This window comes from Nostoc sp. ChiVER01, assembly GCF_034531155.1.
Classification (GTDB): domain Bacteria; phylum Cyanobacteriota; class Cyanobacteriia; order Cyanobacteriales; family Nostocaceae; genus Nostoc.
Map to the genome: position 1 here is coordinate 228,941 of NZ_JAVRBS010000007.1, position 19,637 is coordinate 248,577.

Consider the following 19,637-nt stretch of genomic DNA (forward strand, 5'->3'; position numbering starts at 1 on the left):
GGGAGGCAGGGGAGGCAGGGGAAGCAGAGGGGAGAATAATAATTTCTGACAAATGACAAATGACCAATGACAAATGACAAATGACAAATGGCTAAACTCGAACTCACAAACTTAAACAAAACCTATAATCCTAAAGTTATCCCTGTTAAAGACGTTAGTTTAACTGTAGATAACCATGAGTTTCTCACTTTACTTGGCCCTTCTGGCTGTGGCAAATCTACCGTCCTAAGAATGATTGCGGGTCTTGAAGAACCGACTCGCGGTCAAATCAAGATTGGGGAAGTGGATGTTACCTATAAACGAGCAAGCGATCGCAACATTGCAATGGTTTTTCAAAGCTATGCACTCTATCCTCACATGACAGTGTACGAAAACCTCGCTTCTGGACTCAAGCTGAAAAAAGTACCACCTACAGAAATTAAACAGCGAGTTGCAGAAGTGGCAGAAGTTTTAGGATTAGCAGAGTTAATGAACCGCAAGCCTGGACAAATGTCTGGAGGTCAAAGGCAGAGGGTTGCTGTCGGTCGTGCTTTGGTGCGTAATGCCGATGTGTACCTGCTAGATGAACCTTTAAGTAACCTGGATGCACTACTGCGAGAAAGAGTCCGAGCCGATATCAAGCAAATTTTTGCAGCCCAAAAAGTGCCAGTTGTCTACGTCACCCACGACCAAACCGAAGCAATGACGCTTTCCACTAAAGTTGCATTGCTCAGCGATGGCTATGTCCAGCAGCTTGACCCACCAGACCGCATCTATAACCATCCAGCGAATCTATTTGTGGCTGGATTTGTTGGTAGTCCACAAATGAATTTACTGACTTTACCTTGTAGGGGACAATATGCGATCGCAGGTAACTTCCAAGTACTTCTCCCCGATATACCAACCGTACCACCGCAGATTGTTTTGGGAATCCGCCCAGAAGATGTCCGCATTGCTCAACCAGGTGATACCCAGACTATCCAAGGGAGAGTGTTTTTAGTTGAAAACTTGGGTATGCACTATTTGGTCAGTGTCAACATTGAGGGTTCACAAACCGGAGCGATTACGGTGCGTGCTTTATTGCCAACAGACCAAAATTGGAGTGGCGAAAATATTACACTAGCATTGCCCCCTGAAGATATTCACTGGTTTGATGTTCAATCTGGCCATGCTCTTGTTAAAAGACAAATGAACTAAATTCCGTTATTAACTAAATGACTAAATTTACATAGTTGCGATCGCCCCCTAATCCTTTTAAAATTTAACTTCTTGATTTTATTTTGAAATTTTATATTATAAGCGATCGCAACTAGACATCTGGTGAAATTAAATATGCGTTATCCAGAACCCTTGTAGAGACGTAGCACTGCTACGTCTCTACATTATTTACTGTGATAACTGTTAACTATTAACTGATTTTAAATTTCCCTTAATTCAAAAAAAAGTTTATTAAAAAAACATATATTCAGTATATTGCCTGATGTATACCACAAATGTTTCTAGTTAACATCTAGCACATAGTACGGTAATAACTACTTCAACTTGAAGATAAAGTTGCAAAGTTAAATGGCTATTCATTAGCCGTAAATTTAACTTTAATCACTCTATTAACTTTTGCTTGCATATTTATAAATTTTTTCACACCCTAACTCTAAAGTATTTTCAAAAAACTAAGTTTGATCTGTGACGCCGATAGCTTACCTCTATAGGAATCTTGCTATGCATAGCGTCTCGTAGAGAAGCGGTAGCAAGTGATGTGCTAATGCTATCAAGCATCATAGCCCGTCGTAAACATCGCGTTTCATCAATCCAGTAAAAAATAGGGCGCTGCTAATTGAGTCACCAATAGGCTATGAACACCTTTGAGATTAACATCCAGCGTAAATCAGGAAATAACTGGCCAATTGTTGTCGAACATAGCCGACCTGGTGAACTTCTATCATCACGCTCGGAAGGAATTCTGCAACTGTCATTGGAAGATTTTCAACGATTGACTAGCTTACAAGGTCAGCCGAAAGACTATGGTATATTTTTAGGAAAAGCACTGTTTCGTGATGAAATCAGAGATGCTTTTGTAAGTGCGTTGCGGAACTCCCAAGAAACATTGCGGGTGTTGCTATTTATCGAAGCCGAAGATAAAGAACTAAGAACCTTACGTTGGGAAAGGCTGTGCGCTAACATCGATGACGGATGGCATTTATTAAGCCTAGAGCAGCGAACACCATTTTCACTATATATACCAACGATTACAGACCGACGTTTTCCTCCAATTGGTAGAAGAGATTTACGCGCCTTGATACTGGTAGCCAGTCCTTCAGAAATTGAGCGATTTAGCTTAGACTCTTTCAACGTTGAAGCCGCAGTAGCAAGTGTCCGCCAATCTTTAGGGGTAATACCATCTGATGTCTTAGCAACAGTAGAAGATGCTATTGGCTTACCGACTTTAGACGAACTGTGTCACCATCTAACCGACACCACAAAACAATACACGATGCTGCACTTTGTCAGTCATGGTAAAGTCATAGATAATGGTGAAACAGTTTTGTACTGGGCGAAAGCAGATAATAAAGTAGACCCAGTAACAGGAACACGTTTAATAGAAAGACTGCGGACATTAAGAGGAGCCAAAGGTTTACCACACTTTACCTTTCTTTCTACCTGCGAAAGTGCCAGTCCAGAAGCAGAAGCGGCATTAGGGGGTTTAGGGCAAAGATTAGTGCGCGATTTAGGAATGCCCGCAGTCATCGCCATGACTGAGAAAGTAACTGTTAAAACCGCCTTAGCTTTATGTGCAAAATTTTACCAGCAATTAAATAAATCGGGGGAAGTGGATTTAGCATTACAGGATGCCTCTGCTTCCCTTGCAGAACGTCAGGATATTACCGTTCCCGCCCTATTTAGTCGATTGGGGGGAAGGCCCCTATTTAGCGATCAACTTGACCGCGACTTAACCAACGCCGAAATCAAATATGGTTTAGAGCGATTGCAAGTATTTGTAGCAGAGCGATCGCCTATACTGCAATCAAAGTTGCAACCACCAGCAGAAAAATTGAGAAATCTGCTCAATACAGATTCTAAAGCCTTGAGCAAACAAGCTAGGCAAGAGCGAGAACAAGCTTTAGAAGATGTCAACAATCTATCTCAAGCAGTTCTTGACCTCACTTTCAACGCTGTAGCCTTAGATCAGGAAGTACCTATTTACGACGCTCGTTGTCCTTTTTTGGGCTTGTATCCCTTCCGAGTCGAAAACCGCAAATTCTTTTTTGGCAGAGAACGATTAATTACACAATTACAACAAAAGTTAGCAAAAGACAACTTTTTAGCTGTGTTTGGGGCTTCGGGTAGTGGTAAATCATCAGTGGTACTAGCAGGGCTGATTCCGGCTTTGTTGGAAAAACAGCCGGATTTGATGATGGCGTATATGACACCGAGTAGTAACCCTATTAAGCAACTACAAGCTAGTTTTTTAGAAGTGCAAAATCAAGCGTCAGTCTTAGTCATTGACCAATTTGAGGAACTTTTCACGCTCTGTACTGATGAAGACACCCGGATGTTATTTATAGATAAATTGCTGTTCATTATTGGGCAGCAAAAAGTCGTGATTACCATGCGGGCAGACTTTTGGGGTGAATGTGCTTCCTATCCCCAACTTAAGGAGTTAATGCAATCTCGCCAAGAACTGATTGGCCCAATGGATACCACAGAACTGCGGAAAGCAATGGAAATGCAAGCCGCACAAGTGGGGTTACGTTTTGAAGCAGGCTTGAGTAACTCGATTTTAGATGATGTTCAAGGTGAACCAGGGGCAATGCCATTACTACAACATGCACTGCTAGAGTTGTGGAAGCGGCGACATGGTAGATGGTTAAGGACTGTGGAGTATGAAGCCATTGGTGGTGTAAATATGGCGATCGCACAAACTGCTGATGCTTTTTATGATAGTTGCACACCAGAAGAACAAGAACAAGTCAAGAATATTTTTATCCGTTTAACCCGCTTAGATGAATCGGCGGTGGAGGGACAAAAACGCCGCGATACCCGCCGCCGAGTTTGGTTAGATGAATTAATTCCTACTCTTAGCGCCCAGTCTCTAATTAAAAATCTGCTCAAGCGGTTAGCAGGTGAAGGGGCCCGCCTAGTGGTTACTAGCGTCGATTCAGCGACACAACGCGAAGAAGTAGAAGTCGCCCATGAAGCCTTAATTCGTTACTGGCCAAGGTTGCTGAATTGGTTAGATGAAAACCGTTGCCTCCTGCTGCTGCGAGAAAAGATTCGTCAGGAGGCTTTGGAATGGGACAACAATAAAAAAGACGAAAGCTATTTGGTACAGCGAGGGGGACGCTTAGAAGAAGCTCGGAAATTATTACAAAAATCTAATTTTTTAAATATCTTAGAAGCTAATTATGTACGAGTTTGTGTAGAACTGCGCGATCGCGAAAAACAAGAACAAGAAACTCGTCGGTGTCATGAAATTCGGGCAAAGCGGACAATGATTGGAGGAGCAATTGTTGTTTTGGTTACCACTAGTTTAGGGCTAATAGCTTTCACCAAAAGCTTAGAAGCCGAATTAAGTAAAGCCGATTCTCTTCGTCAAAATTCTTTCTTATTGTCTAAATCCGATAAAAATTTGCAAGCTCTCACCGACGGAATTAAGTCCGCCAAAATCTTGAAAAATACAAGTTTTTGGACAGCAATTAGTGGCATAATCATCAAAAACCAAGACCAAATTGACTCTCAGGCAAATGCGATCGCAGTTTTGCAACAAGCCATTGATGGAGTACAAGCACGCAATTACTTAACTGGGCATCGTTCTTCAGTCACAAGCGTCGTTTTCAGCCCTGATGGTAAAACTATTATCACAGTTAGTAAAGATAATACTGTTAAAGTTTGGAATTTAGATGGCAAAGAACTGACTAAATTCTCTCTCAACTTTGATGCAACACTAACAAGCGTCGTCTATAGCCCCTATGGTAAAATTATTGCCACAGTTAGTAAAGATAATACTGTCAATCTTTGGGATTTACAGGGCAAAAAACTAACAAAAATAACCCTACCGCATCAGCCTTCGGTAACAAATGTAGTATTCAGCCCCGATGGTAAAACTATTGCTACAGCTATTGACAACAAAACTGTCAAGCTTTGGAATTTACAAGGCAAAGAACTAACAAAAATCCCCCTCCCACATCAGCCTTCGGTAACAAATGTAGTATTCAGCCCTGATAGCAAAACTATTGCTACAGCTATTGACAATAAAACTGTCAAGCTTTGGAATTTACAGGGCCAAGAACTAACAAAAATAACCCTACCGCATTCGGTAACAAATGTAGTATTTAGCCCCAATGGTAAAACTATTGCCACAGTTAGTACAGATAAAACTGTGAAACTTTGGGATTTACAAGGCAAAGAACTAACAAAAACCCCCTCAAAAACTGATGCCACAAGTGAAAAGTGTTACGAGATTGGTAAGCCTATTGACGCAGAAAGTAAAGATAATACTGTCAAAGGTTGGAATTTAATAAAGTGCGCTCAAAAACAAAACCAGCCGTTCCAGCATGACGTCGAGATCACAACTCTAGCTTTCAGCCCCGATGGCAAAACTATTGCCACGGGTACTGAAGATAATACCGTCATCCTTTGGGATTTAGATGGCAATCAACTGCAAACTTTCAAAGGACATGAAGGAGATATCACAAGTCTAGCCTTCAGCCCCGATGGTAGTATTCTCGCTTCTGCTAGTAAAGATAATAACGTCATCCTCTGGAATTTAGGGGGAAAACTTCTGCAAACTTTTACAGGGCATCAAGCTGCTGTCACAAGCGTTGCCTTTAGCCCTGACGGTAAAAATATTGCCTCTGGTAGTAAAGACAATACTGTTCAACTTTGGGATTTAGGTGGCAACATGCTGCAAATCTTCAGGGAACATAAGTATGCAGTTACCAGCGTAGCTTTTAGCCCCGATAGTAATACCCTTGCTTCTGCTAGTGAAGATAAAACTGTCAAACTTTGGGATTTAAAAACTAATTTCTTGCCAACCTTGAACCAATATGCGGCAAGGCTTACAATTCCAGGGAAGCAAGCAGCGTTTACAAGTGTAGTTTTTCCTCTCAATGCCGATGAGCGTAACAACGGCAAATGTAACATCCTCGCTGCTGGTAGTAAAGATAATATTATTCAACTTTGGGATCTAAGCCAAAACAAGCCGCACATTTGGGATTTAGGGCAAAAGAAGCCGCAAATCTTTCCAGGACATCAATATGCAGTTACAAGTGTGGCTATAAGTCCAGATTGTCAGACTTTAGCATCTGCAAGCGTTGACAAAACCATCATCCTTTGGGATTTGAAAGGGAATAAACTGCAAGCCTTCAGAGGACATCAGGCTGCTGTCACCAGCCTTGCCTTCAGCCGTGACAGCAAAACTCTGGCCTCTGGTAGTGACGACAAAACCATCATCCTTTGGAATTTAAATACTAAGAAACAACAAGAAATTTTCAAAGGGCATCAGGCTGCTGTCACCAGTGTCGCCTTCAGTCCTGACGGTTACAGCCTAGCCTCTGGAAGTCTTGATAATACCGCTATCCTCTGGAATTTAAAGGACAAGAAACACCAAATCTTCAGAGGACATCAGGCCGCTGTTACCAGCGTTGCATTTAGTCCCGATAGTAAAACCTTAGCTTCTGCCAGTGACGACCATACCATCAAACTTTGGGATTTAAAGGGTAAACATATCCTCGAAGAACATCATGATACCGTAAATACGGTCGCCTTCAGTCCCGATGGCAAAATTCTGGCTTCTGCAAGTGAAGACAATACTATTAAATTATGGGATTTAAAGGGTCATCTTCTCAAAACCCTCAAAAACCAGCTTTCAGGGAATGAGACTGCGGTTAAAGATATAGTTTTTAGCGCCGATAGTAAAACTTTGGTCTATACCAGTGAAGATAGTACTATCAAACTCTGGGATTTCAACCATCCTCATCCTGTTCTCATAACCTTGCCAACAGATACAACTTTAAGCCCTGATAAGCAAACTTTGGCTTTTGTAAGTGCAGACAATACTATCAAAATTTGGAATTTAAAACATGATTTAAAAGATAGTCTACCAACAACTATTAAAGGAAATAAGTCTACGATTAAAAATATATTGTTTAGTCCTAATAGTCAAACTTTGGCTTCTGTCAGTGAAGACAGTGTTATCAATATTTGGGATTTAAAAGGTAATCTGCTAACAAGTCTCAAAAAGCAGAATAAAGAGATTAAAAGTATAGTTTTTAGCCCGGATGGGAAAAATCTGATTTCTGTGAATGCAGATGATATCGTCATCAAGTGGGATTTACAGAGCAATCAAATGGATACCTTCAACGGGCATGAACATAAGGTTAAAAATATAGCTCTTAGTCCCGATGGAAAAATTTTTGCCACTGTAAGTGAAGACAATACTATTAAAATATGGGATTTTAACGGGAAACTTCTCGAAAGTTTCAAAAGGGATACAACACAGATTCTAGATATATTTTTTGCCGATGATGCTCCCAATCTGATTTCTAGAAATGCAGATTATATAGGAATTCTGTGGGATTTAAAGGGCAATCAACTGTACAGCTTCAAAGCGGATGATGAGCTTACAAATATAGTTTTTAGTCCCAACAAGAAAACTTTTGCCTTGGCCAGTGAAGATAAGACTATCAAACTTTGGGATTCACAGGGTCATCTACTCAGAACTCTAATAGGGCATGAAGCCGGGGTTAAGAGTATAGCTTTTAGCCCTGACGGCTACACTCTTGCCTCTGGTAGCGCAGATAATAAGATTATTCTATGGGATATTAACCATTTAAATATGGATGCGCTTTTAGATAGTTTGATGGTAAGTGCTTGCAATTCGGCTAAAGATTATTTACATAATAGCCAACAGGTAGAAGAGAGCGATCGCCATCTGTGCGATAGTATTACTAAAGAAACCCAATAAAGTATGCCTAACAATTGGGGAATAAAGCAATTTTTCATCCAGACACTGCTTACTCAAACTTTAACAGCCCTAAACAGCATGGTTCGGCTATGTCTTATTGTTAAATAATAGACATCGATTAACTTGATACGTGCTTAACTAAACATTAGTGTTGGTAATATCTGTGGAGGCTTGTAATGTCTGTGAGTTGGCATTTAGGTTATTGGGGTGGAGTGCTGGGTATTGCGATGAGTGTCAGCGCTTTGTCTGGAAAATGTGCGATCGCTCAAATAACCCCGGATAGCACTCTACCGATTAATTCCAACGTATCATCAGACGGTAGCACTCTCAACATCACTGGCGGCACACAAGCAGGCACTAACTTATTCCACAGCTTTAAGGAATTCTCTGTCCCTACTGGGAATACTGCTTTCTTCAACAATGGTACTGATATTCAGAACATTATTACCAGAGTAACAGGTAGTTCAAGGTCTAACATTGATGGGTTAATAAAAGCTAATGGTATAGCTAACCTATTTCTAATCAATCCCAACGGGATTATTTTTGGACGCAACGCTTCACTGGATATAGGTGGTTCTTTTGTAGCAACTACAGCTAATGCAATTGGCTTTGACAAGCAAGGTTTTTTTAGTGCTTCTACTCCGAATAATCCTGAACTACTCGTAGTCAATCCTTCGGCTCTTCTATTCAATCAAATTGCTGCTGCGCCAATTCAAAACAACTCAGTTTTAAGTGTTAATAATAATCGTAGTTTGCTGGCAGTTGGAGGCGATGTCAACGTCGATGGTGGCTCATTCAATGCCCCTGGTGGACGAGTGGAGTTAGGAGGTTTAGCAGCAGAGGGGACAGTTGACCTTAATGCCAATAGCAACAATTTTAGCTTAAATTTTCCAAAGAATATAGCACGAGCAAATGTGTCGCTTACCAATGGCGCTGAAATTAATGTTGCTTCTGGTGGTGGCGGTAGTATTGCCATCAATGCCCAGAATATAGACGTTTTAGGAAATAGTAGCCTACGTGCGGGTATTAGCCCACTTGCAGGAGCCGATGACGCCCAAGCTGGAGATGTCACCCTCAGCGCCAAAGGAACACTGACAATCAAAAATAGCTCTATCTACAACGCCGTTTTTGGTTCTGGAAAAGGTGGTTCTTTACTTGTGGATACAGGTAAATTAATTATTCAAGATGGAGTACTAGCCACTGCTACTATTTCTAGTGGGAAAGCTGGGGGTCTGGTTGTAAAAGCCTCTGACTCAATAGAATTAACTGGCAGTTCCTCATCAAACGGTACGATTGACATTGACATCAATGTTCCTTTTAATTTTTTAGGTCTTTTTACTCTAAATATTCCTGTTTCTGTTCCTGTTCCTATTGGCTTGTTTTCTGCTTCCCTTGATGCCCGGAATCTTCCTAATGTTTCTTCTTTCGTAAGCTCTTTACCTATTGCAGGTGGAAATGCCGGAAACGTGAGCATTGAAACTGGGCGGTTACTTGTCTCTAATGGGGCAGGGGTATCAGTCGGTAGTAACACCATAGGGAATACTGGAAATTTGACCGTGAAAGCAAAAGACATAGAACTCAATAAAAGCTCGATATACAATGTCGTTTTTGGTTCCGGTGATGGTGGAAACTTGCTTGTGGATACAGCAAAGTTGATTGTTCAAGATGGAGTAATAGGGACTGCTACTTTTTCTGATGGTAATGCTGGGAATCTGATTGTGAACGCTTCTGACTCAGTAGAAATAACTGGCGATCTCTCATCAAATGCCACACTTCCTATTAACATTCCTGGAAATATCTCTGGATATTCTAATGATTTTATTGTACCTATTGGGCTGTTTTCCGCTTCCCTTTATCCCAGTAATATTACCCCTAGTATTTTTCTTGGAAATGGAAATGCTGGAAATTTAACTATTAAGACTGGACGCTTAACTGTCTCGAATGGCGCAGTGGTATCGGCAGCTACAGCAACCAGAGGAAAAGGAGGAGATTTAACTGTTAAGGCAGACTTGGTAGAACTCAGTGGTACTTCAGCAAATGATTCTCCTTTATCTCTGTTCAGTATCACAAAGAAGCTTCCTAGTGCATTGCGTAATGATACTGACGGTCAGGGATCTGGGGGGAACTTAACTATTGATACTAAACAGTTAATTGTCCGGGATGGTGCATGGGTGATAACTGGTACTGGTAACGAGAAACCAGGAGGGGAATTGCCTGTAACAGGAGGCGAATTGCTCATTAATGCCACTGATTCAGTAGAACTTAGTGGCACCTCATTAGATAATATTCCTAGCGTTTTGGCTTCTGGAACACAAGGGTCTGGAAATGCTGGCAAATTGGTTATTAATACTAAGAAGCTGATGGTCAGCAATGGAGGAATTATCTCGGCAGGTACTTCTAGCTCTGGAAAGGGAGGTGAATTAACCATTAACGCTACTGATTCAGTAGAACTTGTTGGCACTTCAAAACAAGGGTTATCTGACTCTCAAATAAAACGATTGATTGGATTTGGTGGAGCCTTAGTCTCTAATTTGGTAGAAAATCGCCCATATCCGAGTGGTGTAATTTCTGGGAGTACAGGTAAGGGAGATGCTCAAAACTTGACTATTGACACTGGACGGTTATTAATTCAGGGTGGAGCGCAAGCATCGGTTTCTACAATTAATGCCGGAAATGCGGGTGAGTTAAATGTTCGCGCCTCTTCTATAGAACTGAATGGAACTTCGCTAGAAAGCCCTAAACCCAGCGACATTGAAGGTCGAAGCCTGTTGACAACTGCTGTCGGTGAAGGCTCAACTGGAAAGGGTGGCGATATAACAGTTAACACCAACTCTGTAACTATCACTGATGGTGCTGCACTGACAGCCAGTACATCTGGGCAGGGGGATGCAGGTGATATCGCTCTTAGCGCCAATAATTTGAATGTTATTAATGATGGACGACTGCGTACATCTACCTCTAGTAGTGGACAAGCAGGTGACATCACACTAAATATTCCAGAAATACAGTTATCTGGTTCCACTAGTGGTGTTTTTGCTCAGACAAGCAGTACTGGCGCAGCTGGAAAACTGACGCTTCAACCTTTGAACGCACAAACCTTGAGGGTTAATTTTTTTGATCAAGCGCAGATATCAGCATCTACCTCTGGTAGTGGTAATGGAGGAAACCTCACACTTATCGCCCCTGAGTCAATCAGCCTCAATGGTAATGGTATCTTGGCGGCGACATCAGAAGGTGCTGCTAGTGGACGAGCCGGAGATGTGCTTCTTAACACTGAAAAACTCACTATCACCAATGGAATGCGCGTTTCAGCCGCTACTAATTCTACTAACCCCGCAGCTAGTGGTGGTAATCTGACCGTAAAAGCTGCACAATTGGACTTGACAAACGGTAGCAGTTTAGAAGCTGGCACGACGGGAAATGCACCAGGCGGAAACTTGACAATTCAACCCAATGACAATGGGCAAACCTTAGCTGTAAATGTTACCGAAGGAGCAAGGGTATCGGCTGCTAGCTCTGGTAGTGGTGAGGGAGGAACCCTGAGTATCAATGCTCCTGAATCTATTAATATTACTGGTAAAGGCTCAGTAATTTCGGCTGAGACAACAGGACAAGGAGCAGGCGGTAACTTGACACTGACAACAGGAAACTTGGCAGTTCAAGATCAAGGGAAAATAACTGTAAATAGTACAGGCTCAGGGCCTGCGGGTGATTTAAAACTTAACGCTAACTCGATATATCTCAACAACGCTGCCATCAGTGCTGATACTACAGGAGGTGGCGGAAATATCTTTGCGCGATCGCCTTTATTCTTACTACGCAATCAAAGTTCTATCACCACCAATGCCAAAGGTCTTGGTATTCCTGGCGGCAACATTGATATTGATGCAGCAAATGGCTTAATCGTTGCTGTTCCTGAAGAAAATAGTGATATTAGTGCCAATTCTGTTGACTTTCGTGGTGGAGCAGTCAAAATCAGCGCTCAAGGAATCTTTGGGATTGAGCGTCGAAATACACCAACACCAGAAAGCGACATCACTGCTACAGGAGCAAGTTCTCAATTCAACGGTTCAGTAGAACTTAATACACCTGGTATCGACCCGAACAGTGGCTTAGTTGAGCTACCTGCAATAGCTGTTGCAACTCAAGTAGCACAAGTCTGCGATCGCCCAGGTTATGCCCAAAGCAGCTTTACTATCACCGGAAGAGGCGGTTTACCTCCTAATCCTACTAAAGATGTTCTCCCGAATGGCACAGTAGAAGTAGGTTGGGTGGCACTCAAACCTAGCAGCAATAGCAGCAATCCACCTGTTACTACTAATCCACTTACCACCACACCAGAACGTATTGCAGAAGCAAATGGATGGGTGGTAAACGAAAAGGGAGAGGTGATACTTACAGCTAATGTACCTGCTGGGGGTCGTAGTTCGTGGCACAAGGATGTAGCTTGCAGTAATTATCAAGCTCAGAAGTAAATAGGGTTAGCTGTGTATCTCAAAGCCAATTTCCTACTAGAACATAAGGTGCCCAGAAATAAGGACTTTTTTGTTTAGCAAATACAGTTAATTGGGCACGCTGGAGTGCTTGAGCTTTGCTGATTCCAGTATTTAGGTTTCGATAAAACTCACTCATAAGTTTAGCAGTCCATTGGTCATCCACTGACCATAAACTTGCTAGCGTACTGCGTGCGCCTGCTCGTACAGCTATACCAGCTAATCCTAAAGCAGCTCGCTGATCGCCAAGAGCAGTTTTGCAAGCACTTAAAACAAGTAACTCGATCTTACCAGACCTATTTCTATCGCTAACTCGTAATAAACTATCAAATTCCTTAACTTTTAGTAGTTTATTCCAGGTGAGAAGAAAAGTTCTTTCGGGATCGGAACTAAACTCACCGTGAGTTGCTAAATGAATTATAGAAAATGGAGTTGCAAGCAATTGTTTTTGCAAGTTACTATCGATAAACTGCTGATTTAACAGTTCTTCACTTCTAGGAACCTCAGTTTGAATTTCTTTGAGTTCCCGTGCTACATTTTTCAGTGCTGAAAATTTTTGACCTTCTATAGAACGCGCTTCTGCTACTCCAGCAGTTAAAGCTTTTAACTGTACTTTTTGCAAAGGTTTAGGATTAAACAATTGTAAACCAGGAGTTAAAGCGATCGCATATTTCTCCATGAGATATTTGTTTTGCTGCGGGTCGTAAAGAACCCCCATCGGAATATTTCTTAATTCCCCATCCAGTACAAAAACTAAAGTATTAATACCACTTTTAGATAATTCAGTTTCGGCTGGTCGAATTAACCAGTCATATATTTTTTGGGACTGTTCTTTCACTTCATAAGAGCCAGCGACATCTGTTAAAGATTTCCGTAATGAAGTAACAGTACTCTCTACTTCTTCTTGAGCTATCTTAGTGGTATAGTGCTGTAATTGTTGATTAGGCAAGGTAAGGATAACATCGAAGCGATCGGGCAAAATAACTGAATAAATAACTGCTGCCTTTTTATCCTGCTCCACCACTTTGTCTATTTCTACAATTGGTTCTAAACAAGGTGAACGAAAAAAGTTATTCAGTTCTGCAACCTGGAGTGACTCAATAACTTTACGTGCCTGTTTAAGATTGTCTTGCCTACTCTGTTGATCCCCTTGAGTATTCTCTGTGAGCAACTGTAATTCAACTAACTCTCGATAGATAGGTTCTATACTTTCTCGGAAAGAAAACTGAACATCTAAATTAGTAGCAACTAAATCACCGCGAAGAGATTCTAAAGTTTTATAAGCTGTATTGTATGCCTTGAGTGCAGCGTTGAGATTTCCTTGTTGCTTGAGCAAACGTCCTTGCTGCCATTGCCACTGATAAAGAATGTCTGATGCATCAATACTTTGAGCAATAAATAAAGCTTTTGTTGTTAGTTCCAGAGCATCATCTAACTGCTTATTCTTTTCATACAGACGACCCAAAGTTCCAAGAGCATAAGATTGGGCTTGCTGGTCTTTTAGGCTTTGGGCCTCTTGTATCGCAGTAGACAAGAGTTGGGCAATATTTAAATTTGATAAAATAGGTGCATTGGTTTTCTGTGTTAAATCCATTAAAATAGAGGCGAATTGAATCCGAGCGTATACTGAGTTTCGGCTAGGAACCAATTTATTAATTTCAGCCAGAATTTGCTCAGACAACGATAAAGCTTGTTTAAACGTATTTTCGGCTTCTTTTTTAGAGAAAAATTCTAGAAGTAGGTTAAGTTGATTTAGCTGTGCTTGAATACGCGTAGTACCTAGCGCGTTTATAGCCGCTTGCTGATAAAAGTTTAAAGCAGCCTGAAATCCTTGTCGAACAAGGTCTGTATTCCCTACCTCATGTTGAATTTTTGCTTCGGCAAAGGCTGTATTACCTAAACTGAGGAAGGTATCACCTATAGCTGTTGGAGATTTTATAGCTGTTGCTAGAGTTAAACTTTGCTCTAAAATTTTTCGTGATTCATTGAAATCACCAATAACTCGTAGGACATTGCCAAGGCTATCTAGTCCAGCAACTTTGAGCGATGAATCTGAAAGAGTAGTAAGGTTTTGTTGAACTTCAGTTAAAGTTTTTTGTGCTTGGCGATAAAGCCCTAAAGATTGCATAGCTTGAACAGAGTTAATTCGATTACGAGTTAGTGTGGCGCGATCGCCTATTTGCTCATATATATCAGCAGCTTTTTGCCAAGTGGACAATGCAATTTCAGTTTGTCCTTGGGCTAATTGTAATTTTCCTTGTACATCTAGAGATTGGGCTGTAATTGCAGCATGGTCTTTTGAACTATCTAAATTCTTTAACAGATTCAGACTTTGGCTAATTGCAAGTTCTGCTTGTGTCTGTTTGCCAAGCTGTTGATAAATCAAGGCAAGATTGCTTAAGACTATAGCTTGGTTCAGTTTGTCTTCTGTGTTGTAGAAGCCAATAGCAGCTTGTTCTAAAACTTGAACTGCTTCAGTAAATAAACCTGCTTCATACAAAGCTTTACCCTGTTCTACTAAGCTTTTATCTAGGGCAGGTGAGTTTTGAATCTTAGTTTGTGGAATATTTAAGCTGATGTGAGAAAAAGTTGCTAAAGCAGGTGAACTAAAAATGCACAGTATGGCTGTTCCTAGTATCAGCAAGAAAAATTTCAAGAATCTTAAACAGGATTGTAGCATACGCAATAATACTGGCAATTTAGCCATATTTATTATACTAATTTGATTGAGTAATGGTTTTTTGACCACTCTCAAGTTCTACAATCGGTGCTGTTGCAAATTCTGCCAAACCAACATCTTTTAACAAAAGTGTCCAATCCTTTGTAAAAAGCTGTGATTTGGGATCATAACGACGCAGAGTAGCTAAATTAGTTAAAGCATCTTGCCAAATTTGGTTAAGAGCATAAGTAGTATACTTTCTTGATTGTGTCCTTTTCAATTGACTTTCAAGATTAGAATTTAACGGCACACGCTGTATCCATGCATTCACATAAAAATACTCTGGCATTTGCTGGGGATTGCCGCAGAAAACTTTAAAATACCACTGGTAGTTTTTGTTTATTTTTAGAGCAGACTGTGGATTGTGCGGTAACTTAATATCAACAACACTAGCCTTTCGTGGTAGTGATAGATATGTCTTGTAGATGTTTTTGCCATTTTCATCTTGAAGTTGAAACTCCCCAAGAACAGCATTCTTTGGTAATTCTGGTACAAAAACCCAAAAAGTTGGATATTCATAAGTTGTGAATGCCAAAAAAGATTTTGATTCATCTGCAATTTCTTCACCAGGAACTAAAGCAGTAATTGGCGTGTTCAACGGAGTGCAACCATCACGGCTTGTACCTCCTTTACGACGTCCAATAGGTGCGCCGTTATCTGGAAAATTTGGACGTTTAGACTGGCTAAGTGTATTAACAAAAGATTGGTTAGGTAATTGATCTACCTGTGCTAAAACTCTTGTGGGGTAACTTATCAATCCCAGAAGTACTAATGTCATAATGTAAGTAAGTTTCATCAACAATATACTCCTTGACAAAAGTAATATAAAGGTCACTTAAAGAAAATAAACAGCTATGAAAGCAGTGCAAACATACGTAATTTTGGATATCCTTAATGTGTAAGGATATGATTTAAACTAGCCGAAACCATAAAATGCCCGAATTAAAGGGGTTTTATTCTTGAGATGCGTTTACCGGGATTATGAAAAACATTGCAATCATTTACTAACCTTAACTACACTAGAAAGATATAAGATTGCGGAAAGTAAGTTTATCTAAATTTGTCTTGACAAAACGAATAATTTGTGTATATAAGAATAATTAAAGTTTTTTATTTGGTTTGTTTCCCAATGATTAGAGCGATGCTTAAGCACTTGCCCTATAAAAAGATACATTTGTCACATTTAGATCCACGCTGCACAATAAATAATTACGCCTAAAATAATATCAACAAGTAAACATTATTGATATTACTTTCAGCTTTATTGACACTAAAGTGTTCATCTTGATCAAAGGTAGTGCAATGTCTAGGTTAATTTTGAGGGTTTATAGTGAGCACAAAGCGTGCTTAGAACATCAGAACTAAAGTCTTTACCAACGGGAAAGTTAGTCGCTCATGGGGGAAACCCCCAGACGCTCTTGGACTCGCTCTAAGCGTTGGCGCAGCCTCTCGTAGAGAAGGCTTTACGCTGCGCTATTACCCTTGGCATCTCCCTTAGAAGACCGCGCTAACTCACTACGAACTTGCTTATCAAGAAGGGCAGATAGCGCAGCGTTAGCGAGTCCGCGAGCGTCGGACAGGAGGCAGAAGGGAATACTGCTTCCTACGCTGAAGCCTGTGATCAAAGTGAACTTGCGGTCTAAAACCTTGCCGTCTAGACGGCGCAAACAATATTGGGTGGGGTCTGAATCCCCGTCCAATTGTTCCTTCTGCCTTCTTCAACCATCATTTTTTTAAACTTGATGTACTAGTAGGTAGATATAAACTATGAAATCCTTGATGTTATTTCCCCTCAAATGTATAATTTTGAGTGAAGCAAGGAATTGTAAATATCCTTTATATTATGTTAGTTTAATAAGTCAGGGTTACTATATTTGTGCAAGAATCGTAAACCCCTATTTACTACCTGCTTTCTGTCTCCTACAGTCTTAACTATCAGTCTTTAAGCAGACATAATATTACTAGGTTGGGAATCACAAGTTATATATTTATTTACAATTTTGCATGGTGTTATTCTGAGGCTTTTAGCGTGTTAATACTGATATAATAACATTATCAATGTAAATATATAAAAAGTTTTTTGCGAAAGTTATTGATTACGAATATCTCTAGACACAACCGCTACTTGTGTAGATATTAACGCCAATGCTGGCGGGATAAGTGGTATCCACCCTGCCTGAGTAAAAATCCCAAAAGATATAGTAAATAATGAAAATAGCATTATTATCCCGGCTGCTCCCAGACGTATAGGATGTCGAATATACCATGCTAAAATTCCTCCTAATAATGACCATCCCCATACCCAGAGTGCTTCAACCCAAGTCGGCCACCACCAAAGCAAAGGTCGACGATCTAGAACAGCACTAAGGATCTGGCTGCTCATGTGAGCTTGGACAAATACTCCTGGTATCAGCTTTTGATTTGACCCTGCTTTAGCACTATAAGGAGTTTTCCAGTAATCAGTAGTTGTTGGAGCAGTAACACCAATTAAAATAATCCGCCCCTTCAATAATTCGACTAATTCAGAATTAATTTTATTGTTAAGAACATCTCTAAGAGATACTTGTTGAGCAATGTTTTGAGGAGAAGAAAGCGAACGGTAATTTGCTAGCACTTGATAACCCGATGCATCGATTCGTTGGTAGCCGCTAGTATGAGATTTTAATTGCTTAAATACGACGTCGCCTATCTGCAAATTTCCTTGTGAGTTGATATCTGACTTAATACCTTTAGCCTCTAAATAATGAAGCGCAATTTGGAGGCTAAAAGCATATTCTGCGGCACAGGAAGATGTTAAAGGAGGTGTTAAATGCAAAAGCTGACGGCGGGCTATATCATTATCATCTGCAACAAAATCACTAAAGCTTTGGCGTTCTTCTGGAACTTCACGCGGTGGAGGAGTGCCTTCTGGCGCACCATCAAGAGGCGCAGAAACTTTGCATACGGCAAAAAGGCGTTTATCTTGTCGTAGTCTAGTTGCTAAATCTGCACTATTAGAGTCTACAGGGAAATCACGATAGATGTCTAAGCCAATAGTGCTTGGCTGATACTGATCTAGTTTTTTTAATAATTGTGCAAGTGCTTGGTCTGAAAGTGACCATCGCATATTCATATTCATGTGGTTCTGATACTGGATATCTGCTTCATCAATAGTGACAATTAGAAAACGCGAGTCTGGTTTTTCCTCTGGGCGTAATCCCATCATGTGGTCGAAAGCTTTTAATTCTGATGGTTGCAATAACCCAAGCGATCGCACCCCCATTACCAAACCAGTAATAAGCAAACTTGATAACAGTATTACTTTAATACTACGCCACCGTAACCGGGCTTGAATTCTATATTTATTTACTTGAGGCTTGCTAATTTCTGTTTGGGGATTTCTCAAAAAATCTTTCCAAGTCGGTGGTACTGCTGCTGGATTTTGACAAATTACAGGTAAGGAAACCGCACAAGGATATTTATCTTCAATACCATGTAATTTTTCCCTTGATTCTCGTACTGCTAAGTACATAGACTCACCACTGGAAAATTTTTTGAGGAAATTCTTTAAGAATTCTTGTGCTACTAAGTCTTGCACTGCCTCCCGCATAACGATAATTTGTGGAATGTGCAAGTCTTCTAATTGATGTGCTAGTCCTAATCCATCACAAGAATTAAAAATTGCTAACTGCAATCCTTTGCTGACAGCTTTTAAAAGACCATACCTTAGTTCATCAATTGTCAAGCAATCTGTTTTATTAATATAAATATTACCGCTCTTACCATCTTCAAAGCTCTCACTATGACCTGCAAAAAATAAAATGTCCCAGTCTTGCTCCCAAATTTGTTCATTTAACTGACTGCGCTGTGGTTCTACCAGAAAAGTTGTTTCTGCATCTGGTAACATCTCCAATAGCTTTCGATCTTTATCAATTAAGATTCCCTCACTGTTACCTAGAATTGCTAATATTTTTACCTTCCCTCCAATAGTACTTGTCTTTGATTTTGCCAGATATTCATACTCTGGTGCGCTTAAAGCAACTTCTGCTTGAGAGTAATCCTCAAAAAAATCCCATAAATTCCACGGGAGACGACGTAGCCAAATATCACTCGTTTTGATTAGTACGCGAACTGTATCATCTAATGTTAGCTGTTTAAGTAACTTCTCTTTGAGTGGGCGAAGTGAGTTACAGTTGAGCCAACTATTCATTTGCTGACTTAACTTTTCGTTTAACTCGCGGCATTTTTTAAGATGCTCACTAAGAGAACTTCCGACATGAATGTTCACTGGTGTAAGGCGAAAATTTGATAAACTGCGATAGGTTATTCGCCAAAGCTCATAATCTGCAATGATCTCTGGTTTTGGGGTAAGATAGCCTTGAACTTCTATACTGGCGCGATCGCCTTCTGCCCCAATTTCGAGTGTGACTTTTACCCCTTGGTTTAAATCACCATCTAGTTTCAAAACAACCAACTTCTGCATGAGTAAGAATCAAGCAATGTG

At 40.5% G+C, this 19,637-nt stretch carries 7 protein-coding genes; 3 read left to right on the forward strand and 4 right to left on the reverse strand.

From position 1 onward, the window contains the following. Window positions 1-87: 87 nt before the first annotated feature. The 3 genes from RMY00_RS12320 (at window position 88) to RMY00_RS12330 (ending at window position 12,417) form a co-directional block, all read left to right on the forward strand. Window positions 88-1,176 (forward strand): ABC transporter ATP-binding protein, encoded by a 1,089-nt coding sequence (locus RMY00_RS12320; RefSeq protein ID WP_322647809.1) that lies wholly within the window; start codon window positions 88-90, stop codon window positions 1,174-1,176. A gap of 655 nt (window positions 1,177-1,831) precedes the next feature. Beyond that, on the forward strand, window positions 1,832-7,942 hold the full coding sequence (locus RMY00_RS12325) for an eIF2A-related protein (RefSeq protein WP_322647810.1): 6,111 nt from the start codon (window positions 1,832-1,834) through the stop codon (window positions 7,940-7,942). A gap of 176 nt (window positions 7,943-8,118) precedes the next feature. Next, entirely contained in the window at window positions 8,119-12,417 is a 4,299-nt protein-coding gene (locus RMY00_RS12330) for a filamentous hemagglutinin N-terminal domain-containing protein (protein WP_322647811.1), read from the forward strand. Between the two features lie 19 nt (window positions 12,418-12,436). Here the strand turns inward: RMY00_RS12330 and RMY00_RS12335 are convergent, their stop codons facing one another. The 4 genes from RMY00_RS12335 to RMY00_RS12350 form a co-directional block, all read right to left on the reverse strand. After that, a complete protein-coding gene (locus RMY00_RS12335; RefSeq protein WP_322647812.1) occupies window positions 12,437-15,142 on the reverse strand; it encodes a CHAT domain-containing protein in 2,706 nt (901 codons plus the stop codon). Between the two features lie 10 nt (window positions 15,143-15,152). Then, a complete protein-coding gene (locus RMY00_RS12340) occupies window positions 15,153-15,950 on the reverse strand; it encodes a DUF928 domain-containing protein (RefSeq protein WP_322647813.1) in 798 nt (265 codons plus the stop codon). Window positions 15,951-16,617: 667 nt separating this feature from the next. Beyond that, entirely contained in the window at window positions 16,618-16,854 is a 237-nt protein-coding gene (locus RMY00_RS12345; protein ID WP_322647814.1) for a hypothetical protein, read from the reverse strand. A gap of 389 nt (window positions 16,855-17,243) precedes the next feature. Further along, complete coding sequence (locus RMY00_RS12350) at window positions 17,244-19,616, reverse strand: CHASE2 domain-containing protein (RefSeq protein ID WP_322647815.1); 2,373 nt, start codon at window positions 19,614-19,616, stop codon at window positions 17,244-17,246. Window positions 19,617-19,637: the final 21 nt, after the last annotated feature.

What these genes read in the sequence shown, in the direction of transcription:
- RMY00_RS12325 (WP_322647810.1), top strand. Translation starts at nt 1,832, where the DNA reads ATGAACACCTTTGAGATTAACATCCAGCGTAAATCAGGAAATAACTGG.
- RMY00_RS12330 (WP_322647811.1), top strand. Translation starts at nt 8,119, where the DNA reads ATGTCTGTGAGTTGGCATTTAGGTTATTGGGGTGGAGTGCTGGGTATT.
- RMY00_RS12350 (WP_322647815.1), bottom strand. Translation starts at nt 19,616, where the DNA reads ATGCAGAAGTTGGTTGTTTTGAAACTAGATGGTGATTTAAACCAAGGG.
- RMY00_RS12340 (WP_322647813.1), bottom strand. Translation starts at nt 15,950, where the DNA reads ATGAAACTTACTTACATTATGACATTAGTACTTCTGGGATTGATAAGT.
- RMY00_RS12335 (WP_322647812.1), bottom strand. Translation starts at nt 15,142, where the DNA reads ATGGCTAAATTGCCAGTATTATTGCGTATGCTACAATCCTGTTTAAGA.
- RMY00_RS12320 (WP_322647809.1), top strand. Translation starts at nt 88, where the DNA reads ATGGCTAAACTCGAACTCACAAACTTAAACAAAACCTATAATCCTAAA.